This window comes from Nitrospira sp. (assembly GCA_029194675.1).
Lineage (GTDB): Bacteria > Nitrospirota > Nitrospiria > Nitrospirales > Nitrospiraceae > Nitrospira_D.
Window position 1 is genome coordinate 196427 of the sequence record JARFXP010000005.1, and the last position, 21674, is coordinate 218100.

The following is a 21674-nucleotide window of genomic DNA, read 5'->3' on the forward strand; positions in this document are numbered from 1 at the left end:
CGGATGGACGACCCTGCCCAAGTGTAAGGATTGTGCTTCATCTCTGATTCTGGGCGGCGCATGCCATGTGCAAGAACGGTCCATTGTGCTGAAAATGGTCTGCCAGATTGCCGGTCAATGGCGCCGCTCGTTCATAGACGGTGAAGTTGTAATGGTCCTTCGCGGTGAGGCCATACTTGTTGATCAGCATCTGATGTTGCCGTTCAGTCTGGATGTGGTAGCGCACCTTCGCGATTAATTTGAGCCCGGCGCGTTCCTTCGGCACTTGATACTCAAACGTATAGTCACGACTCGCCAAGGGCATAAGCCGATTGTCGTGCAGTTCGATGATCGCCGGTTGCCACAGGATCCATCGCCCCATCGTATCGGACTGCTGTTCCAAGACCTTACCGTACTGATTCTCCACCGCAAACTCGACCGTGAAGTGGCGATCAGGGTCCCCTGTGGGGAGTTTATGCCCCGCGCCCGCATTAATCAGGGTTAGCGTGACCCGGACCTTGTCGCCGGGTTTGGGCTCGGCCGGGACGGCCACCACCTTCACGTCGATTGCCCGCTTGACCATCGCAGGGTCGTGTCCACCCCGCCAGAGATGCTGCCGTCCCTGACGAATGGGACCACCGACCGCCACCGGCCGTTCGATCTCCGGCATGTGGCAGTTTTGGCAGATAAATCCACGTTCTTTCATCCAGTAGCCGTCCTTGAATTCGGCATAGGTTCCGCAAGGCCCTCCGTTATAAAACTGGGCCGGTCCTCCCACGACGCTATGGCAGCGATAACAGAGTTGCGTGGTCCGAAACATCGGGTCATATTTCGTCGGATGCGGAGCCTTGGCGTCCTCGAACGGCCCTAGGATCACTCCGTCCCGCAATGGCAGGCGGCGCAGGTCACGCCTTCTTGTTGATAACTTTGGTCGTAATGTGGATTCGGCTCTTGCACGGCGCGTTCAACCCTGTCTCGTGGAATGTCCTTGATCAATGTCGGCTGCTGGTTTTCCAGCGGCGCGTGACAGTTAAGACAGACCCAAATGTGTTTATCCTTCGTCCAATAGGCATGGAAAAATGGATCATTGTAGGCCTGCGAGTGGATGCTGGTTTTCCATTCGTTGTAGATGTCGGTATGACAGGTTCCACAAGACTCCGCTTTCAAACTCGTCAGGCCTTCAGGAACTTTCTGATAGGGAATGGCATGGGCATAGTCAGATCGTAATCCAAAGATGACTGTCGGCTTCACTTCGGTATAGTACAAATAGGTGAGGCCACCCAGTACGACGAGTCCGATCAGTATTCTCTTCAACCACTTCATTGATAGCTTCGTCCCCTTGCTTCAAAGTGCACTATTTCACGATACTGCCTTTGCTATGGCTGTGAAGGACGCACAAATTTACGATACACCACGGGCATCAGAAACAGCAGACCCAGCAACGTAAAGGCAAGGAGCAGTCGAGGAGAAGCCAATTCGGCGAGCGTATTGATCGTACTCAGCTGACGACCGGCAAAGGTATAAGCAAGACTACCCGGAATGATGCCGAGGGCTGTTGCGACGACATAGGTTCCCGCCTTCACCCTTGTTAACCCTGAGAGCAGGTTCACGAGAAAGAATGGAAACAGTGGAATGAGCCGTAGGGTGAGGAGATAATTGAACGCGTTTTGAGTAAAACCTTCCTGAAACGCCGCGAGCCGGTTGCCAAACCGCTGTTCCACCCAGCCATGAAACAGGTACCGGGCTGCCAAGAACGCTAGTGTGGCACCCGTCGTGGCACCGATGTTCACATAGAGGGCGGCCCACAAGCTCCCAAAGAGGAACCCTCCGGTGAGTGTCATCAGGGTCGCACCCGGTAGCGAGAAGGCGGTCTGAGCGACATAGGTTAGGATGAACAACCCAACAGCCGACCAATAATGTTCTTCGGTAAAAGCGAAGAGCTTATCCCGATTGGCCTTGAGCACGTCGAGAGAGAGATACGCCATGAGGTCGAAAAAATAAAAGGCTCCAATGGCCGCAAGAAATAGCGTGACGACGACGAGCCTTCCCATCATCGAAGATGGCGTCGGGGCGTTACGTGTGAGAGCGGTTTCCTCAAAGACCATTAAACTCCTCCATGCATATTTCACTCACTGGGATACATTGACGGGTTTGGGACAGAAAGGGCATGTGACTCTGAACAGGAGGGGTGTGGCTTCTGTTCAGCTATATCATTATATATGTAGACATCTCCATATGACATGGGGATAACATAGCTTCCTCTTAAAGGGCAAACCGATTTTGAAGGTATGGGCAGTCACGGCACAGGTCGGATATTCAGCCCTACTTATAGTTTCTGGAGAAATTGATGAGCTGATTGTTTGAGTTAAGACAAGTGATCACGTTACCTGCGTCAAAACAATCAACCAAACAAGGGAGCTGACATGTACGTCTGGAGTAAACGGCTTGTCATTGGATTACTAGCAGCCTTTGGGCTCGCGTTTGGACTATCTTTTATTCAAGTTCACGCAGGAGAAGAGGGTGCGCTACAAAAGCTCGTCACTCGCTGGATTGTTCTCAACTATACAGGCCTGGTTATCTGGCTTTTCGTTTGGATGATCGACCAGACCCGGGTACGGGGTAAGAACGTGTGGCTCTGGTTGTTACCATTTCTTGTTGCACCATTGCCCACGCTGATGGCGTTAGTCCTGTTTCTTCAACGCCGAATAAAGGCGTAATTGAACCAAAACCGGACGTTCCGGAGAAAGGAATCGCTGTCGGCCACGATCAGCTTCGGTGTGATGGGGTCCGGCCTTGGATTCCCAAAGAATGCTTTGAGGTCTTGTGTACTGGTCAATTCTCACCGTTAATTCACACGCCTGGCCGCATGTTCACTCACATAACGATCCATGAGTTCGGCCAAGGTCCGTTCTTAGGCTTCCTGTTTCTCAAAGAACCGACCTCGACCGTTGGCCTGACGTCGACTGGCCTTGTTGAACAGTGGAAAGTAGGATGACCGATTTGATGTTTCACACCCACACCGGAACATCTCTGGATGGCAGCAACATTCGACGAGCATTGAATGCCGCGCGAAGGCTGGCAAAGATTTCAAATTTCCATTTCCATAACCTCGCCATACGTTTGCACAATACGCACTGTACAGGCGGCATGGACCTGCACAGGGTGCAGCGTCTCCTTGGGCATAAGGCACCGGTCGTGACTCAACGTTATGCCCATCATTACCCGGAAAGTTTGCGAGAAGGGGTAGAGACGCTTGAGGCAGGACGCTCGGTTGCACAAAATTAGCACAATCGCAGGTTTGACATGGTGAGGCTTCTCTAAGTTATTGAAAGGCTGGAGACGGCGACTGGGATCGAACCAGCGACCTGTGGTTTAAGAAAGCTAACTGGAAGAAAACACTGATTCCGCTTTACCAGAAAGTCGGTAGCGCTCAATGCCCGAACCCCGTTGTGGAGCGGCTCCCAGGCCAGTTCAGTCATGATGACCATGGGAGTTTTGGACGACCGTTCCAAGCCAACCGAGTTCACAAATACTTCGCAACCAGGCTCGCCGTTCAGGCGCAGACCCAAGAAGATACGAGATGGTTACAGTTGATGGGCCAACGTTTGGCCCATTCGTCCGGTAGCCGACTCATGAACTTTAGAGGTTCGGGAAGTGCTTTCTGAGTAGTGACGGAACAAATACCGATCCGCTCCACTCTCGACGATGATACGCTTGCGACTAATTCCAACGAAAAACTTTGAAGATGTGCGCGATCGCGATACTATTCAGCCGGGCGATGAACGATGAGAGCGTTCATGTTCTGCTGATCGTACCTCTATTAAGGACAGAAGTAGGAGGGATTCATGAGAGCGGTGATCATTGTATGCCTCACGCTGTGCGCGGGAGTAGCCCATACCGGCATCGCGGCTGCGCTGGGAAATTCAGACCAAGGGCCTGGATGTGGACTGGGAAAGCTCGCCTGGTCTGACTACGGAGGACAGAAGCAGATTGCGCCGCAAGTCTTCATGGCGACGACGAACGGGACCTTTGGCAGCCAGACCTTCGGCATTTCGTTTGGAACCTCAGGATGCACAAATGATGGCGTGGTCATGAAGAACAAGCGTATCAACTTCGCGGCCGGGGCTTTTGACAGCCTGAAACAGGAGATGGCACAGGGACAAGGCGAGCATCTATCCTCACTCGCTACCCTGCTTGGCATCGCACCGGAGGATCAGCCGGTGTTCTTCTCCATGGTCCAAGACCGCTACACGTCACTCGTGTCGCCCGATGACGCCAGCCCGCTGATGGTCCTCCACGCCATTGAAGAAGCCATGGGCAAACATCCCATTTTGGCAAAAGTGGCCCAGTCGGACACGAGGCGCCATTGAACTTTTGATAATTCAGCATTTGTTCGCCTGAAAGATCGGCAGGCGTCCGAGCCCAAAGCCTGAGATATGGCTTCGCCCAAGCGTCAATTTGCAGCCCGCCACTATCCGACCCGTGGTGCCGCTAAAGGTCCTCCTCAACGTCAAGCCAGAGTCGAATCGCGAAAACATCATTCTGACCTATGGAGTCTGTGTGAGTTGGAAATTTTGCGTTTGATTCGCAGTGGACACATCCTTGTCCGCCGACTCTGTGGTGTAACCAGTTGCCCTGGCCTGGACAGTATACTTGCCGGCCATGCTGGCCTGGCCCGCCGAAGATGGAGTGATGGGAAGTGTGCCGAACGAGGTGAGCGCTGGCGCTCCAGGAGCCAGTTGATCGAGGAAATATGTTGAATCGCCCTCGGGATGTCCATCGATAAGCGTGGCAGGACCTGAACGGATAGTGACGGTGGGACCTCCATTCAACGCTTGTTTTGCTAACACGAAGACTGTTACATCGTCCGTTGCCGGGCTGAGGACAACTTGACCGCTAATACTTCTCGACGGTGTGGACGCCGCCAATGAAAAAGGTGCACTCTTCGTGCTGATCGGTGTGCGGGTCGTCTCTGCGACCGGTACCCTTGAGATGACGGCTGGCGCATGGTTATCAGCGGTCATCACGACATCATAGTTGCCGGACACAAGCCGAGCCAGAAAGAACTTACCTTGTAAGTCCGGCATATTCGCATTGTTATTTGGCACCGTCGCACGGACTATCTCGCCGTTGAGTTGAGCAGTGACGAGAAGATGCTCAGTGAGCAGGGCCGTGTCAACAAAGCCCTCAATCCCGTTCAGGACATAAGGGATGATCCGGATGACCGGCTTCAGAATGTACTTCCCGCTGCCCGTGTTGACGATGGAATGACAGGCGTCAAAGTCCAATAGGAGATCGACCCGCTGTCCGCTCTTCACTGTAAATTGATTAATCAGTTTGATGCCGGACCGGATGGCACTCGGTGTCTCAAGAGGAATTCTGTTGCTTGGCTTATTGGGATTTTGGCCCTCCAAGACGATCCAATTCGCATTGGCTTGGTTACCAGTATTCTCACTCAATACGAGCCGCAGCTGGGTATAATGCCCGGCGGGAAGCGATGCTTCCCCTAAATTTTCGAGCGCGAAATTCGGCTGCGTGGGATCATTCAGGCTCAGCAGATTGATCGTGCGAGGTGGGTCGAGCGTGATATCGGTCCACTCCGAAGCACTCTCATTGGCCGAGTCACTCTGGTGAATTCTAACTTTATTCACTGTTACATTGACTTGCTCATACCCGCAAGCCGGTGCATCGGTGAGAGAGACACTGACAGTTCCTGGTGCGCTGACGCCGCCACCGTCCGCGCCGCCGCTACAGGCGGATAGGAGCCCGATTGAGAGCCACGCCGCTATCCAGAGAATTGAGCGACAGGGTGCTGGATGCTCCATCGTTATGCCTCCTGTGATCAGATCCGTACGAGGAACGTATCAAAGCCCTTTGTCGACGAACAATTTGTGGAAGTTGCGTAGGCTGGCGGGAGAGCGGGCAAAGTGCATGCTCAGTAGTCTTGAGATCAAGATCACGACGCAGCGGTATGCCCATCACTATCTAGAAAGTTTGCGAGAAGGAGTGGAGGCGCTAGAGGATAGACGCTCGTTTAGCACAAAATTAGCGCAGGCAGCGGTTCGATCTGGCGAGGCTCCTCTATGCTATTGAAAGGATGGAGCCGGCGACTGGAATCGAACCAGCGACCTACGGTTTACGAATTTCAGGAAAGCCAACTTCAGACAACGTAACCCCACAAGAAACCACAAACCAGGACTCCCCTGACAGGGGGTGAGATCGCGACAGTTTGCCCTGCCCTGGTAGCAGCGTGGTAGCAGAGGAGGTTGAGTAGAGTACTACATCGTCTTTGGAATTCTGGTGGAAAGGGCGGTTGTGAAGGCAGTGGAATCGGCTGGGGAGATTCGCATAGAGGGGAATCGGAGAGAGACACCACCGATAGCTGGGGGGGTCTGGTGTATCAGAAACAACTCTGCTACAGTAGAAACTGTTGCTAGTACGAGTAAGGGGGGCCTTCATGACCACGAAAACATTAGATCAGCACATTGAAACGAGCCTTGATATTGCAGGGGGGGGAAACCCCGTATTGCGGGCCATCGTATTACCGTGCGCGATATTGTCATGTGGCATGAACGGTTTGGGAAAAGCGTCGATGAAATTGCCAGCGACTACGGCCTGACGCTGGCCGATGTCCATGCCGCCCTCGCCTACTATTTTGATCATCGCGCCGATATCGACAAAGACATGGCCGACAGCCAGGCCTTTGCTGAGTCCTTACGCCACGCCCTCTAAGCTCAAGCACAAGCTGAATGCCGGAGGAAATTAGGTTCTATCTCGACGAACACGTTCCCAGAGCCGTTGTGCAAGGCTTATGCGAACGAGGCGTTGATATCAAGACAGTAGGTGAAGCAGGTCTCCGCAGCGCATCCGATGCCGTCAGGTCCTCGACGCCGACGAAATGGATCTCCGATCAGCACGTTCCCTTCAGCAGCACATCCTTATCTGGGAATCTTGGCCGGGAGGACAGGGATGCCTTCGGCTTGAGCCGCCTTGCGTAGGGTTCTATCAAGCGAGGCAAGCGGAAGACCAAGACGCATGGCCAATTCAAGGTATGCGGCATCGTAACTGCTCAGTTGATGCCTTCTCCCTAACGCAAGCGTGGCCGTCGTGGCATGGTGTTCCGTATGAACATCCGATTCAATGGCAAGCTTGCTCAGCAAATTGAGAAACAGCGTGGTGTCAGCTGGCGTCTTCTTCTTCGAACGCTCTGCGCCTAGCAGCACATTGCCAACTTCGAGAACCCAATGTTGGGCCACGATCGCTTTCTCGGGCCCAGACAGCTTTCCGAGCAATTCATCGGTGTCCTTGGTGGCCTCATGGTCAAATAGCCACGTCATCGTGACGGAACAATCAAGCACAAAGTTCATCGTCGCCCAACATTCTTCAACTTGAGAATGTCCTCCGTGGTCAATTTAACAGGATGCTTGGTGCGCAATGCCCGAATCCCTTCGATCGCTTGTACGGCCTCTTCTCGACTTGCTCGTTTTGCGGGCACCAGCTTGGCGACAGCTTCATCATGACGGGTGATCGTGATTTCTTCTCCTTGAGCGACCCGGCCGATCAATTCAGAGAGTTTGTTCTTCGCTTCGGCAAGTCCCACTGTCGTAACGGCCATGGTCATATACCTCTCATACCCGGACACCATTTAATCTGGCTAGATACTGGCTAGCTTAACATAGCACCGGGCATGCAGCAACTAACTGCGTTAGACGATGCTCCCCTCTTTGGTGAATTCCCGTAGGATCGCCCCTCTCAATTGGTGAGGTCATGAGCCACGTCGAGAGTCGACCGTGCTCAACCTGATGGAAGAGGACTGCGCTTTTTCGCTCGCCAAGCCTTCCCAGGTGCGTAATAATTTGCTTGATCGAGATGGCTTCGATAACACCGGGACGAATGTGCCCCTGGAAGTACCAGATGTCCTGGAACTTCTTATCGAGCCTGTAGGAGTTGTGGTTGTGCATACTGATGGTCCACTCCAATTGCCCCATTGAGCCATCCCCGCATTTCTCCGTGCTCTGCGCATGTCCTGACACCGGCACAACAAGCAGCCAGGCTACTGCACAGATGGGCAACCAGAGTCGTTGCTTCTTTCGAAGAGCCTGCCGACCTCTGCATTTATCCATCCCCGAACCGCTCAGTTGACAGAGCCCCCACCGATTTGAAGACATGGATATCACCCCATCGTGGCGGTTGGGTGCATCATTGACTGAGTGTGTGTCTCAGACGGCCCGACAGGTCCTCACGGAGAAGTGCTTGGCGCACCGCGTCAGCTGGTTCGCCTCTGCTTTGACCCGACACCAACGCGTCCACCTCTCGTTGGACCTCTTCATCGACGGTATAGTGGTAGAGAATCTCCGTTTCAAAATGACTCAGGTCGCCGTCCTGTTCACTTCTCGATGACGGAAACAACGCGCGATAATCCGCGCGAATGCGTTCTGGATCTGTTCCTTTCGGATAGAGCGAGGCAAACAACGGCACAGTCTCCTCTTCACGAGCCACGATCCCCCGTGGCCGCATCCCGCTCAGCGGGACATCGAGCAGCGCGGCAATGTCGAGTATGCCCGTGCCATAGTCGGAATCCCATTGTGTAGAGTTGCACTGAGTGCCGGGCGGGTTGGTTCCGTTTGCTGGGCGCCAGGCGCTTGTCTGAAGAGCGGCGCGGAATGTTTCAGTTAGCAATCCTCGTTCAGCAAGCGTTTGAAATGCCGGCTCGTGACGATGCACCGACAACCAGAGCGCGGCGGACCCAGCCACATGGCCCGTGGCAAACGTCGTGCCTTTGCCCATGCCATTGATAGGTTCATGCTGTTCATTGAGGGTGGCCCGCCAGACTGATTCGCCTGGCGCCATGATATCCACAGCGGACCCGTTCGATGAATGCTTCCATGGTTGACAACGCACATTGCCGGCGGCGACCGCAATGGCAGAATGGAATCGAGCCGGCCAGACGACGGTGCGCACATAATTACCTGCTGCGGCGACAATCAGGACACCGTTCTTCTCTGCCGCTTTCACCGCCTTCCACATCGACAGTGTGGGAGACCCACCCATCGCGATCGACATAAGCCGTGGCTGTCCCACAATCTTTCCCTCTGCCACGTCGTGGATGGCCTGCGAGAGATAACTCGTGTTGAATTGGCTCACCGTTCGGTGCACCCGCAGAGGAATCAACTGAGCGCCACGCGCGATCCCATTGACGCATCCCGCCGCATTCGCCAGCTGGCACCCGAACGGGCTGACAATGACGCTCCCACTCGCGGTCCCATGCCCGGGGTTATCCAACCGTCGATCACTGAGCAGCGGATCGACTGCGTTGTTGCCGCCTTCGTAGTAGTTCCGCCCGTTCGTGGCATCGATCGGCCGCTTGCCTCGAGCCTCCGTCCAGGTTTCAGGGTGCTGCCAATAACCTGTATCGGGATGGGCGATGAGAATTCCCTCTGCCTCCGCGCCCTCCTGAAGTAAAAGGGTCGGGAGTCTTTTACCACTGCTGAGCGAGCGAAGCTTGGTCTTGCAGTGTGAAGAGAAGACGCTGGAGGGATTTTCCCGCCGTCAGCAATGAAGATAAGTCGATGAATAGACCGGCGGCCCGCACGAAATGCGGATAAAACCAGGTCAAGTGGGGGTGTTTATCCGGCGGCGTCAAAGGGGAGAGGCTTCGCCTGATGAGCCGCCGGAACACACGAAGTGCGGTTTGGAGCCGGCGACCCGGATTGAACGGGCGACCTGCGGTTTACGAATTGTCTCTAGTCCCAACTCCAACCATCTAAGTCCACAGAAAACCATAACTGCCGACGCACCGGAGGAGGCCATAGATGGCCCTGGTTTGCCCTGTTCCGGTAGCGCCGTGGTAGCAAGCTCGGACTCAACAGATCACACCTGAATCACCCACCCCCGGGTGGACAGTTTAAAATTTCTGAAGTCGTGGCCCCAAATTCAAACCAACCGTTCAAGATATATAGGGGAGCCAAAAACTTAAGGGGCCCCAAGCACCATATACGCCCCCCACGACCCACCGACCCAAACCACCCAGCACCCAACCCGCAACACGAACCACGAGCTATGAAATGCGCGTTGCGTGACTCGTGCTATGTCTTTAGAACCCACCAAGTACCTATCACAGGTGCAGTAGTGTGTATTCCATCTTTGGTATTGCAGGCGGCCCTTCAGGGCAGGGCATTCGAGACCCAGGAGGTTTTCACCTTCCATTGCTCCTGGCTACCATTCATCCCCATGCATCCTGGCAGGGCATTCTTAGCCGGTTTCGTAAGGCCTAAATTTCATGGGCAATGCCGCAATCTTTTGACATTGTGGCCATTCTCTTCGGGCGCTGCTTGGCCTGTTGCGTGTTCAGCGAGGTCTCCGGGGCGCGATCAGGTGTAGGGGGAGACTCTATCCATCGGTTGAGGAATAGATTCAGAGGGGTAAACCTTCAAGTTGCTAAACCTCTTACTATGAAGAGCTCTCTTATCCAGAGCTTCAATGGACTTTTGAGAGTTCAAATAGTTCATGCGGCAATAGCATGCATAGGTGACGTAGACATCTTGTAAGTAGTATTCAGCGATTTCTTTCCATCTACCGCTTGCCCACATTTCTCTCACGTGTTCACCAGAGCCAGATTTTGTTTCCACCTGCAATACCCTGGCAAGCACATCCAACTTCACAGCTCCCTGGAAATCCCAGTTAGTCCATCCTGCCATTATGTCAAAAACTGATCACGTCTGGAATTTGGCAAGATTGATTTCTACGGTTGGTTTCACTTGATGAATAATCGATCGCTTCTTGATGTCTGGCTTCTTTAGAAAATCGCCTCTAGCGAAGACAGATCCGCACTGAATTCGAACGTGCCACCACCGGGCATAGGGATATTGGCGCTCACCTCACAGGAAAATGACGGCTGCGGGCCGGATCGCAGGTTGAGGAAAATGTTCCCGCTGACGGTTTTCCACTCTCCCCATTCCGGGGGATGGCCGAGATCTGGGACTTCGACAGTGCCCTCGACGAAGGTGACACAGCCACCTAGGAGGCACAGTGTGACCTCGACATCGACTTCCTTAGTGCGAACCGTGCCGAAAGCGTAGGACACGGTCACCTTCTGGTCGAGCAACGCGTTAAGGAAGCGCCCCAATGTGACATCCACAGTGAGGTCCGATTGCACAGAGACCTTGAGCATCTTGACCTCGCCGACCTCCAGCTCGTGGGACCAGTCGATCGAGGTTGCCACTTTCAGCCGCAGTTCCGAACGGCTGTCGGCGGCCACCAGCGATCCGGCCGCGTTGCCACGGAACATGGTCTGGCTTCCATGGCGAAGCTCGGCCACGCCGTGAAACCCGACACTATTAGGCTCTACGGACGGTCCCCCGGGAATCGTGACCGGCCCCACATCGCCCACCGCCAAGTGAAACTCGCCCTGGATTTTGGCGGAGAATTCCTCAAAGCCGACGGTGGTGTTGGCGGCGCCAAACGCAAGAAGCTGTCCGCCCGGCGAGGCGAATCCGGCGAAGCGAACTGACAGGCCGCCCTGCAACCCCCCCTTGTCCGAATGCGGTTTCAGCAGCGAGAGCTGGAAGCCCAACATCGCCATCGGCTGCGACAGGGTCACGTAATCGCCGTTGGTTTTCCGCAACAGATCGGCGAGATAGAACGCGCCCCGCCGTCCCCCGTCTGGGCGAATCTGATACTCCGGTGAATAGAAGATCGAACGCTTGTGCAGGCCCTTGATTGTCTCGTACGGGTCCTTCCGCTGCCAGGAGCGCTCCTCGCTCGTCAGCGACCGCTTCACCCGTTTCACCGCGACATGGAAGCGGGCCTGCAACTGGCGAGCGCGTCGCGGTCCGAACGGCACGGACGCGACCACGGCGGCAGGGAGGTCCGTGCGTAAGGCGCCCGCGCCCGTTCCGAGGACGATGTGCCAGGCGCCGCCTTCCAGTTTCACGGTGAAAGAGGCTGCCTGGTTGGGAACCGTGATCGCGAAGCCGGGTGCTAATTGCTCGTATTCTTTACGTAGGCGGATTTCGAAGCCCTTGGATTCCTCTAGCTCGTTCGGGAACTGGGGCTGCCCTAGACTGGGAAGTTTGCCTCCCCAGCGACTATTGAACCACTGCCGTAGCTTGTTGCCGTCGAACCACACCGAGGAGCGGGAAACAGAATGAATATCGGGGATCGTATTGATCCCGACGCGGGTCAGGCTGGCAAGCATACTTCCGGCAATGCTGGATAGATCGCGAGGCGCGAACTCGCGCTTGGGCAGGATCTCAAGGAATCCTTCGATGGCGGGCGCCAGCTTGCGGGCGATCTCTTTCTGTAGCGCCGAGAATTGCCCTGGGGTGAGTGGTCCGGAGGGCAGCAGGGGAGCCATCATGGCGTCCAACTGGCTGTCCAGGTCATCCTTAACCTTTCCGATGCCGCCGAGCATGTTTCGATAGAGGTCCTTGCGGGTCGTGCTCAGCTCCACCCGGCCGCCGCGGCTGAGTTGCACAGCACCCGAGGCAAGGGCCTCCGCCAGCCTCGCCACGTTATCTCCCAGCCGGTGCCGGAACTCGACCGAGATTTTTTGGGACTCGATCGCCGGCCTGACCACGCGGTAGATCGCGGTTGCGCGCTGCGAGAGACCGAGTGTGGGAGGGGGCAGGTGTGGGCTTCGCAGGACACGCTCGACCGCCGGCACGGTATCGGCGAGGTTATGCTTCGTCAGAGCCGCATGGCGGGCGTCGGGATCTGCATTGTCCGCGGCGCGCGCCGCCGCCATAGCCTTGTTCTCAATCAGGGTCTGTCGGCGGGCCTCCATCGCCGGGCCAAGCCGGCGCCATAACTTCGCTTCCCCGTTGCGCTGCATACGCGCTACCAGACCTTGGGAAACGAAGGTTCGCGGATCGAAGATTCCCTCACGCATGATGTTCAGAGTGGAGTGCAGTTCTGGCGGAAGGTCGATGAGGGGACCGGCGGGCTCCGGATCGCGCAGGGAGGCAAGGCCCTTGCCCTTCTTGCGCTGGTCCTGGTGGAACATGCGGAGTTCGGCCTCCACTTCCTCTGGCAGCAGCAGGTAGGCCGAGAGATTGCAATCGAGCGAGAGGCCCAGCGCCTGGAAGTGCGACTGGAATTTCACAGCCCGCTGATTGCGTGGGATCATGCGAACAATCAGCGACGGGTCCTCGAGCATGTCCGCCACCATCTGCTCAGCGCGCGAAGCAGCCTGGCCTGCGTCTTCGAGCACTTTTCGGACGTCCCTGGCCAGCTGCAGAGCCCCGTTGACCACGTCCACCATGTTGAATTCGATGTGTGCGGCAAGATTCGCGTTGTCGGCCCCGAAGATGGCGGCCAAAGCGGGAATCTTGAGGCTGCCGCTGAGACCGGCATAGAACAGGTTTCGCAGGGAAGAGTTGGCCGGCAGCTCGACGGCGAATTCCTGAATGACGAGCAAGGCGATCTCCAGAAACATCTGGAGATTCAGGCTGGGCAGAGGCCGCTTCAACACGATCTCGAACTGGCACAGGGCCGGTATGTTGGCTCGCAGCTCGAGACCGGTCTGACCTGTTTCATCGGTGAACCAGTCGCCCATCATGATCGGGGGAATCACCCAGAATGGGGGCGTCGCCGATAGAAACGGAGGGATTGCGGCGAAGGGGTTCATCATCAGGCCGATCACCGGATTGATGGTGATCATGGTGGCACGGCCCATGCGGAACTCGAAGTAGAAGTCTTTCTGTGTGCGGGATTCTGGCGGCGGGCCAAAGAACATGCCCCAATCGAGGACGCCGCCGGGCATGAGCAGAAATAGGGTCGGGCTGAACGAGGTCTGGCGAAGATGCAGGGTCAGAAACCGGTTGCGGTTATCTCGGCCGATGATGAATTCGAGTCCGCGTCGGTCCGGAGCCGGATTCGAGCCGCGAAAATCGAAATCCCACTGAGCGATTGGAACAGCGCCAGCCGCAGGAACCTGGAGTTCGAGGTCCATCGATGCTGCTGCGTTGGGTGAGGTCCCTTGGGCTAGGCGGAATCCGACACCTCCGGCGAATGGGCGGTTGGGAGTGACGACGTCGCTGCGCAGTGTCAGCTCGAAGGCCGGCGGGTCCCAGCCGTAGCCAATGCGGAGGGCGTGGAGCCGGATGTCAATGTAGTCGACGTCGGTGATCGGGAAGTGAATCAGGGGAGCGGGCGGCGTGCCGGCGCTGCCGACAGGGACGGGCCGCAGCTCAATGAAAACGCTGGTGCCCGAGCTGCCCACAATCAGCTCTGGCGGAGGTCCAGTGAAGATCGCGTCGAGCAGGGATGGGTACTGCACCAAGCGCAGGCCGCCCGCGATGGTAAGCGGGTTTGCTCTCCCAGAAAGGCGCAACGTGATGCCCATGTTCGTGAACTCGAAGGCGAATAGAACGTCGCTTTCCTGCGAACTGAGGACGGCTTTGATCTGCGCCGCTGTACTGCGGAGTTGTTGTGCGGCGGGTGAGTTCGTGCGGAGCTGGTAAAGATCGAGGACGTTGTTGACCGACTGGTCGATCCCCGCGGCGAGCAGCGTAGTTCCCGAAGAGGGGATGCGGATCACAATCGGATCTGCGACACCGACCAGCAGCGAGATCTCCACATCCGAGCCGCTAACCGTAATCGTGAGGACGGCATCGAAGGTTTCCCCGTATACATTGCACAGAATCGACGCCAAGAAGCGCGTGTTGGGCTCGCCGCCGGGAGGGACATCAACGACGAAGCGTACTTGACTCGGTGTGATCAGTAGCAGCGGGTTCACCGCAACGGACGCCGAGGGATCTGCCGCGGCCGCGTGGGGCGTTCCCGGTACCATGCCGGCGAAGATGCGGAACAGGTCCAGAGGCTGCACGTCAGGGCCGGGCGTCAGCAAGAGATCGCCGTGTAGGGCGTCACCGGCCGCCAGTGGGAGGTTCAGCATGAGCTTGCCCACGGTGCCCTGCACCGTACCGATCAACGGATCAAGCAGACTGCGCAGCGGGTCCGGCAGGCCGACGCGACGCGCCACGTTGCTGAGATTCGGCAGCAGCGACACGTCGGATTCAAAGCGGAAGCCAGTTCCCAGCGCAAGAGTCAGGCGGTCCAGACGAAAGAGATCGAGCCGGGGACCGACGCGGTGCAGGGGCGGCAGTTTCAGGGGCGGTAGGCCTGCTGCGGCGGTGAACTCGAGTTCGGGAATCTGCGACGCATCGGAGGGCGTCGACAGCCGGACAGATACCGGCAAGTTCTGCACCGGCGCGAGCTGCTGGAGTTCGCCGCGGGTGGTGATCTTCGCGGTGCCCTGCGCGGTCCACTGCCACTGGGATCCATTCTGCGCGCCCGTCAGTTCGATGGATACGCTTCCGGCCTGCAGGGGAAGCGGCCCCAGCGGTCCGTTGTATGGCGCGGTGCTTCCGGGCTCGGCCAGGAGCAGGGCCAGGCGGATACTCCAGCTGTTTCCGGCGAGCCTGAGCGCGAAGCTCGATTCGAAGTCGGGGAACCCGGCGTCGGGCGGCAGCGAGACAATGCGGCGCTCGCGCAGGGTCTGCGCCAAACGCGTCCAGGATTGGCGCAGGTCGGCCGAGAAAGCGATGGTCCACGGCCCGCTCCCCGTATGGGACAGGGTGAGCTTAAGATCCGCGCTGCCGAGCGCCAGAGGATTCGCTTCGGGCTTCAGTTCTAATTGGTCGAGCGCGATGCCGAAATGAAAAGCCTCGGCTAAACCAGCGCCTTCGTGGTGCAACTGGATGAGCGCGTGCCCGCTGCCGGAACCAGCCATCATGTTCTGCACGGCGGGGGGTAGTGCGACGTCCGCTTCGCCGCTGAAGTCGATGGCCGACGCCACACCCTTCGACCAGTGCATGACTTCCGCTCGCAGCCGCAGGGCGTCGAAACGGACCGCGGCCGCGCCTCCGACGGTCACAGACCCACTGGAGGCGTGGGTGTAGGTGACCTGGTCGAGCGAGAGCGCGCGCGAACGGCTGGGCGAAGTGACCTGAATGCGGAATTCGATATGGTGGGTGCCAGTGAGGTTTGCGCCGGCAAAGGGGATGGGGCGGTTAGTCTCATACTTGAGGCTGAGCTCGCCCCGGAACGATTGGTCGAGAATGGCAGACGGATTGCGGAGCACGACGCCGAGGTCGGCTGGCAGTGCACCGGCTATGCCGAGCTTGAATCCTGCCGTCAGCGGATGATTGGGGTCGGTCAGCCGAAAGGGACCGAAATCGGCGCGCAGCGTGGCCTCCCCTTCGATGGAAATTTCACATCGTTCCACGGCCGCGCCAGCTGCCCGGAGCCGCACGCGAAGCAGGAGATTCGAGAACTCGAGTAGCCCCCCGGTATCGAGCGCCGGCTCGCCCTGGGCAGGCGGCGGGATAGGGTGGGCGCCCAGTAGATCAAGCCCCTGGCTGGTGATCACGGCGAGCCAAACGGGGCGGTCTGGAACACCATCGTTGAGCGCGGCGTCAATGCCGAATCCCAGCCACAATCCTTTCGCCTCCGAGAGGCCCTGGACCAATCCCGGTGATCCATCGGTCTGTGTGGCACCGAGCACCTGATCGGCATTGGGCGCGTTACCGATTCCGAGACGGAGATCGGCAAGTCCAGATGGGTTTCCCGCGAAATCAAAGAGTCCGGCAGTGGCCTCGAACGCCCAGCGCGCCTGAGGGTGCACGGCGTCGGGCGGGATTTGGGTGAGCCCTATCCGCTTGAGCTGTGCGAGCAGCGCGTCGCTCATACGATTGGCTCGGGATTGGGAATCGCCGCCGGGTTCGTTTCCACAGTGACAGTGAGCTTCAGCGTTTTGTCGTTCAGCGACAGATGGGTTGTGATTGCCTGGTCACCAACCTTGGCGAGTTTGCCCTGGGGTGGGAACATCGCCAAAAAAGTTGAGAAGGCCGCCAGCATGGGCGAGCTGATGTCGGCAAGGGCACGTTCCGGAAACAGGGCGTAGTTGTTGTTGGAGCCAGGAATAAGGCCTCGTGGGAACTTGTCGGCGATCGGGTAGGCGATGACGGCGGCGTGAAGCGCCAGGGCCGCCTGGTCTGCGCTGTCGCCCGGCTTCGATAGCAGGTCACGGTACTGGCGGATCTTGTCCGCCGCAGCGCTGCTCAGCGACATTTCAAAGGAGAGCGTGTCTTTGAGTTCTGTACGGAACCCGAGGGCGCGCGATTGCAGCCTGAGCAAGAAAGCGGTGAAGTCAGCGCGCAAGGCTCCGATGCGCTCGGCAACGGTTTCAACAACCTGCTTCGCGCCGCCAGCCAGCTCTTCGAAACTGCTGGACACGGACTTCGCCAGGTCTTCGCCCAGTGCCACGGCGATATGCAGTATCTCGGCCGGGTAACCGGTGAGCTGTTTCAGGACGCGCTCGGCTTCGTCAGCCATGCCAACCGCCCCATCGCGAAGGAAGTTGCGCAGGTCCTCGATTGCCTGATCGACAGACCTGGCCAGCGATGGATTCCAAGCGGTGAGTTCCCAGTCCATCACCTCAGGCTTGTTGATCTGGTTGTTCCTGGTCCAGAAAACCAGCCGTGCCTGGCCGTCCTCGTCGATTTCGATGGCCCACAGTACGCCATCCCACCAGCCGCACGTTCCACTGTTAAAATATTTGCTCTTGAACAGATTGGGTTTGAATGGGAGTAAGCTCGTCAGGGCGCTAAACAGATTGCCCAGCATCGGTAGCCCAGACATTGCGTTGTGCAGTGCAAAAAACGGCTGACTGTGGGGGTTGTGTGTGTGCCCGATGGCTAAGTGATGGTTGTGGTGCTTCAGCAGATAGTCGACCCTGTCCTTGATCCCGCTGATGTTGCGGCGCGTGGTTTCCGGCGTCGTGCCGTCTTCGGCGTTCAAGGAGATACCAAAGCTTCCGGTGATCGCCGCGAAACTCTCTTTGTACAGCAGGCTGTCGAGCAATTGGCGGTCGGAGTTGTTCATGTGTTGGGTCTGGTGGGCCATGCGGACGGCGTCCTGCTCTGTGGGCCAGGAGCTAGTAACGATCAACTTGGAGAGAATCTCGCCGAAGTCAACGCGCGGGTTGCCTCCGTAGGCCAGTCCGCGATAGGCCAGCACCTTGTCCATGAGCATATCCGCGGGAACCGCCACGCGGCCGGCGATCCACTGTCCGATCGAGTTGTTTTCGTCGCAGTTGTAGAAGTCCCACTGGTGCCCGTGCGCGATCAGCATGCGGCACCGGTCGGTGTAGTCGGCTGAGTCCATGCCGACAATGCCTTTGGGTAGATCCCGGACGATGCTGTCGATCGGCTGACCGTCATGGATCACCTTGGCGATGTCACCAGCCTTGCTCAGCCAAGTGTGTTCTGTCATGGCCTTGACGCCGTCGATGATCAGGAAGTCATAGATCGGAAAGGCCGTGTTTGCACTACCCGTCATCACCTCGTTCATGAGGCTGACGCACTCCGGGTCTCGCAGAAAATGATCGTGATTGCCGTAGGTCCGGAAATAGCGTCCGGACTGGTGCAATTTGCGCAGCTCCGTGTAGATACTCGGATGCGTCTTGAGGATCTGCTTGAGGAGCTTCGGGCGTCCTTTGTAACGCTGGCCGTCGATGACCTCTTCGCGGTTCAGTTCCTCAATGTCGGTGTAGAACCAAAGCTCCTCGCAATCGCCGTTTTCGATCACCGTGTACTTCCGGCTGTTGGCGTATTGGAGCGCCGCAAGGTACAGATCCTTGTTCTTGGTAAAATGCGCGATGGATTGAAACAATCGGAGATTGTCGGGGTCGACCGGATGCGCATCTTGCTCGCGGTCGCGATGCACGTCGGAAAATATTAGGTACTTTCTCTTGGCGCTGGGTGGACCGGATCCCGGCGCAGAAAGCTTGCGCCAGGTGTGGGGATCTCGCGCCTCGGGCGGGTTAGCGATCAGTTGCCACCAGGGGAAGGCATTCTTGCGGAGAATGGCCACGACCAGGTGGAGGAATTGAATGAGCGATAGCTCTGGCGCATCTTTACCGGCGGCATCGATCGCGTTCTGATATGCCTCCCGAGCCCGCTGCGCCTCGTCGCGATCAGAGCGCTTGGTGGCGCCGAAGATCTCGGTGAGCCAATCGCTGAACCGCGAAGAGCCGCCTTGTGCTGCGGTTCGGATCATTTGCCCGAAGGTAGCCGTCAGCAGGCCTTCGCCGGTGGCCATGCGCGGTAGCGTCATGCCGGGGAGCGGTGGAAAGTTGCGCGAGGGGCTCAACTCCGGCAACCGGACAATGGCGTTCATCCATCCGCCGGCCAGAGAGCCGATCTGCGCCGGAGACAAGTTCGCGAGGATGCGTTCCCAAGTGGAGAGGAAATCCAGGAAGCGCAGGTCGGAAGAGGCGGCAAAGCTTTTCACATACTCTCGGCCGAAATCGGGCAAGGAAAAGTTGCGGCTGAAAAGAGCCTGCATGGCATCGTTCCAGGCCGCTCCGCCCAGGCTTTGCAGGGAAAGCAGAAGGCCGGGCAATTTCGCCACGGGATCGGCCGGCCCGATGTCTGCGGTGAACCAGTTGTGCCAGCCAGCCTGGAAGGCGGCGGGTCCGCCGGTTTCGAGCCCGCGAAAGGCGGTTAGAAACACGCGCTCGATTTCCAGCCCAGCGTTCTGCAAGGCACTCTGGATAGCCGCGCCCAACTGTTGCGCCAGGGCGGCGACATCGATGCCCGCGCTGGGGATTGGATCAGGCATTAGGTTGCGGAACAGGTCCTGCCATTCGAATTCGCCGACGGACTGGCTGGCCTCGGAGGGCACGCGGTCGAGTGGAGTGCGGGTGCCGTTCCATCCCAGGCGGTCCAGCAAGAAGCGCAGCGGATCGGACAGCGAGAACTCGCCGGATTGGGCCGGCTGAAATGACAACTGGTTGACCGGGCCGCTCTCCAGGTGCAAGATGCCAGAAAGGCTGAACGGTGTCAGCGACGGAATATCGGGGAAGCGGATTCCGGTGTTGGGAAAGTGCAGGCTCCATCCACCGCCGCCGAGGGGGAGGCTGAAGCGCGGAAAACCTAGATCGATGCGGAGCGGTTGAGGCGCGTTGGTGAGCGCGGGCGCGGGCCCGGCTCCGAAGTTGCAGTCGATGGTGAACAGGGGCGGGCCGAAAGAGGACGGCGAGGAGGGAATGGCTCCGTTTACCAGGCCGAATTTCTGGCGGACCTCGAAACCCAAGGGCTGGACAGCGGGCTGGCCAGGGAACACGCGCGCCAACAGTTGATTCACTTGGCCCATGCCGCCCTGGGTGAAGCGTGCCTGGCCGCGCGCGAAGACGGCGAAGGCGGCCTCGCCAGCCAGAACCTCAACGCCGATTTCGCCCTGCAAAATTTCCGCGAAGCCGCCCGGCATCGCCACGGGTGTGTTCGCCAGCGCCAGGACGAATCCGCCGGGACCGTCCCGGCGGAAAACATAGCGGATGGTGAGATCCACTCCGCCTTGAATGCCGAGAGCGGAAGCGCCGGTCCACCGCGCACTTCCCTGTGCGGTGACGGGGGCGGCGGTGGTATCCAGCACCAGGGTGCCGGTACTATCGGCGACGAACAGGAGGGTGAGTGTGAGGCTGGTGAGCGAGATTTGGCCGCCGATCAAGTTCGGGGCCGATTGAAGAACTGCGATCAGCGTGAGCAGGTGTTTGTTATTAGTATCCTTCTGATGCGAGGCCTGGACATCGACTTTCTGGGAGCCGGGCAGGAACAGTACGGTGTCGTTGAGTCCGATTTGCGCCGGAACTCCAGACGCATTTTCGGTGATCGTGATCTGCCCGAGAAGTCCGGGGACTGCATTCAATGAGAATGTCGGCATATGTATTATTACCGTTTTTAGAAAAAGGGGGTTTCCTTATAACACAAGACAGCACGTGAAGGAAGGTGGACACGAGGAGCGATTTATTACCTCAAGGTACGTGGTGAGACACCACAACCAGGAACCCCGGTACAACACCGCTTCGACAAACAACCGGTCGTCCTTCGCCGTCACGCCCACCGTCTCTTTGCGGCCTGGCTGTAGAGGCTCGATCTTCTCCCATTGGTCATCGCGCAGCCCGTACCATCTCACCATCCAAATGCCCTCCTTCGGCCGCTGAATAGTGAATCACACCGTCATCGCCTTGTGAATCCTGAAAATTAATTGATGACACGCCCTAAGTAGGTTGCGGAAAAACTCGCTCGCTCATCGGGTGAAACCCGTAGAAAGCAGGATTTTCTTCTGGATAGGTGGGTCGTGATAAAGGGGTCGGGAGTCTTTTACAACTGCTGCACGAGCGAAGCTTGGTGTTGCAGTGTGAAGAGATGACACTGGAGGGATTTTTCCGCCGCCAGCAATTACGATAAGTCGATGAATAGACCGGCGGCCCGCACGAAATGCGGATAAAACCAGGTCAAGTGGGGGTGTTTATCCGGCGGCGTCAAAGGGGAGAGGCTTCGCCTGATGAGCCGCCGGAACACACGAAGTGCGGTTTGGAGCCGGCGACCCGGATTGAACGGGCGACCTGCGGTTTACGAAACCGCTGCTCTACCAACTGAGCTACGCCGGCACCTTGGCGAAACAGAGGAAAGACAGGATGAGGCTCCGTTCCGCATGATAACGGCCACCGGCGAGCCTGTCAATGAAGCGAATCGACATCGTCTGATGCGCTAGCCCGCATTATTCATGACAGTTCGTCGCGAAATCGCCAAGCCGCGTCGTGAGACCGGCGCGTGGAGCACGGAGGACCTGAGGCGTACTCGTGCAGTACGTCGAAGGTCCGAGGGGCGAGCCCGCCGGCCGAAGGC

General features: G+C 57.8%; 12 protein-coding genes, 1 tRNA gene and 2 pseudogenes. 4 read left to right on the plus strand and 11 right to left on the minus strand.

The window, feature by feature from the left end; all coding sequences use genetic code 11:
• Positions 1–37: 37 nt before the first annotated feature.
• Genes P0120_21740 through P0120_21750 form a run of 3 tightly spaced genes read right to left on the minus strand, consistent with a single transcriptional unit; the run spans position 38 to position 2084 of the window.
• Complete coding sequence (locus tag P0120_21740) at positions 38–856, minus strand: hypothetical protein (GenBank protein MDF0676932.1); 819 nt, start codon at positions 854–856, stop codon at positions 38–40.
• Positions 853–1302, minus strand: a complete 450-nt coding sequence (locus P0120_21745) for a multiheme c-type cytochrome (GenBank protein ID MDF0676933.1) — start codon at positions 1300–1302, stop codon at positions 853–855. Before P0120_21745 ends, P0120_21740 begins: the two co-directional genes overlap by 4 nt.
• Positions 1303–1355: 53 nt before the next feature.
• Complete coding sequence (locus P0120_21750; GenBank protein MDF0676934.1) at positions 1356–2084, minus strand: TVP38/TMEM64 family protein; 729 nt, start codon at positions 2082–2084, stop codon at positions 1356–1358.
• A gap of 318 nt (positions 2085–2402) precedes the next feature.
• On the opposite strand from P0120_21750, the gene P0120_21755 reads away from it, so the two are divergent.
• The 3 genes from P0120_21755 (at position 2403) to P0120_21765 (ending at position 4349) form a co-directional block, all read left to right on the plus strand.
• Positions 2403–2696: a hypothetical protein gene (locus P0120_21755; protein ID MDF0676935.1), complete on the plus strand. Its 294-nt coding sequence runs from the start codon at positions 2403–2405 to the stop codon at positions 2694–2696.
• Positions 2697–2970: 274 nt separating this feature from the next.
• Positions 2971–3264: a tyrosine-type recombinase/integrase gene (locus P0120_21760; protein MDF0676936.1), complete on the plus strand. Its 294-nt coding sequence runs from the start codon at positions 2971–2973 to the stop codon at positions 3262–3264.
• Between the two features lie 560 nt (positions 3265–3824).
• Positions 3825–4349, plus strand: coding sequence for a DUF3015 domain-containing protein (locus tag P0120_21765; GenBank protein MDF0676937.1), 525 nt, complete (start codon positions 3825–3827; stop codon positions 4347–4349).
• Between the two features lie 177 nt (positions 4350–4526).
• On the opposite strand, the gene P0120_21770 is transcribed toward P0120_21765, so the two are convergent.
• Positions 4527–5804, minus strand: coding sequence for a DUF4382 domain-containing protein (locus P0120_21770; protein MDF0676938.1), 1278 nt, complete (start codon positions 5802–5804; stop codon positions 4527–4529).
• A gap of 694 nt (positions 5805–6498) precedes the next feature.
• On the opposite strand from P0120_21770, the pseudogene P0120_21775 reads away from it, so the two are divergent.
• Positions 6499–6711 (plus strand): annotated as a pseudogene (locus P0120_21775) (DUF433 domain-containing protein).
• Positions 6712–6917: 206 nt separating this feature from the next.
• Here P0120_21775 and P0120_21780 read toward each other — a convergent pair.
• The 7 genes and pseudogenes from P0120_21780 to P0120_21810 all read right to left on the minus strand — a co-directional run bounded on the left by P0120_21780 (position 6918) and on the right by P0120_21810 (position 21436).
• Positions 6918–7346: a type II toxin-antitoxin system VapC family toxin gene (locus P0120_21780; GenBank protein ID MDF0676939.1), complete on the minus strand. Its 429-nt coding sequence runs from the start codon at positions 7344–7346 to the stop codon at positions 6918–6920.
• Positions 7343–7600 carry a type II toxin-antitoxin system prevent-host-death family antitoxin gene (locus P0120_21785; GenBank protein MDF0676940.1) on the minus strand — a complete coding sequence of 86 codons (258 nt, stop codon included), beginning with the start codon at positions 7598–7600 and terminating at the stop codon, positions 7343–7345. Before P0120_21785 ends, P0120_21780 begins: the two co-directional genes overlap by 4 nt.
• A gap of 578 nt (positions 7601–8178) precedes the next feature.
• Positions 8179–9405 carry a S8/S53 family peptidase gene (locus P0120_21790; GenBank protein ID MDF0676941.1) on the minus strand — a complete coding sequence of 409 codons (1227 nt, stop codon included), beginning with the start codon at positions 9403–9405 and terminating at the stop codon, positions 8179–8181.
• 1369 nt (positions 9406–10774) lie between these two features.
• Positions 10775–16669, minus strand: a complete 5895-nt coding sequence (locus tag P0120_21795; protein ID MDF0676942.1) for a hypothetical protein — start codon at positions 16667–16669, stop codon at positions 10775–10777.
• Positions 16666–20706: a hypothetical protein gene (locus P0120_21800; protein MDF0676943.1), complete on the minus strand. Its 4041-nt coding sequence runs from the start codon at positions 20704–20706 to the stop codon at positions 16666–16668. The genes P0120_21795 and P0120_21800 overlap by 4 nt, the downstream gene beginning before the upstream one ends.
• Positions 20707–20832: 126 nt before the next feature.
• Positions 20833–20958: pseudogene (locus P0120_21805) on the minus strand (IS5/IS1182 family transposase).
• Between the two features lie 402 nt (positions 20959–21360).
• Positions 21361–21436 (minus strand) — tRNA-Thr (locus P0120_21810).
• Positions 21437–21674: the final 238 nt, after the last annotated feature.

Excerpts from the sequence above, each read along its gene's own strand:
- P0120_21755 (MDF0676935.1), top strand. The coding sequence starts at position 2,403 with ATGTACGTCTGGAGTAAACGGCTTGTCATTGGATTACTAGCAGCCTTT.
- P0120_21770 (MDF0676938.1), bottom strand. The coding sequence starts at position 5,804 with ATGGAGCATCCAGCACCCTGTCGCTCAATTCTCTGGATAGCGGCGTGG.
- P0120_21745 (MDF0676933.1), bottom strand. The coding sequence starts at position 1,302 with ATGAAGTGGTTGAAGAGAATACTGATCGGACTCGTCGTACTGGGTGGC.
- P0120_21765 (MDF0676937.1), top strand. The coding sequence starts at position 3,825 with ATGAGAGCGGTGATCATTGTATGCCTCACGCTGTGCGCGGGAGTAGCC.
- P0120_21750 (MDF0676934.1), bottom strand. The coding sequence starts at position 2,084 with ATGGTCTTTGAGGAAACCGCTCTCACACGTAACGCCCCGACGCCATCT.
- P0120_21800 (MDF0676943.1), bottom strand. The coding sequence starts at position 20,706 with ATGCCGACATTCTCATTGAATGCAGTCCCCGGACTTCTCGGGCAGATC.
- P0120_21760 (MDF0676936.1), top strand. The coding sequence starts at position 2,971 with ATGACCGATTTGATGTTTCACACCCACACCGGAACATCTCTGGATGGC.
- P0120_21785 (MDF0676940.1), bottom strand. The coding sequence starts at position 7,600 with ATGACCATGGCCGTTACGACAGTGGGACTTGCCGAAGCGAAGAACAAA.
- P0120_21780 (MDF0676939.1), bottom strand. The coding sequence starts at position 7,346 with ATGAACTTTGTGCTTGATTGTTCCGTCACGATGACGTGGCTATTTGAC.
- P0120_21795 (MDF0676942.1), bottom strand. The coding sequence starts at position 16,669 with ATGAGCGACGCGCTGCTCGCACAGCTCAAGCGGATAGGGCTCACCCAA.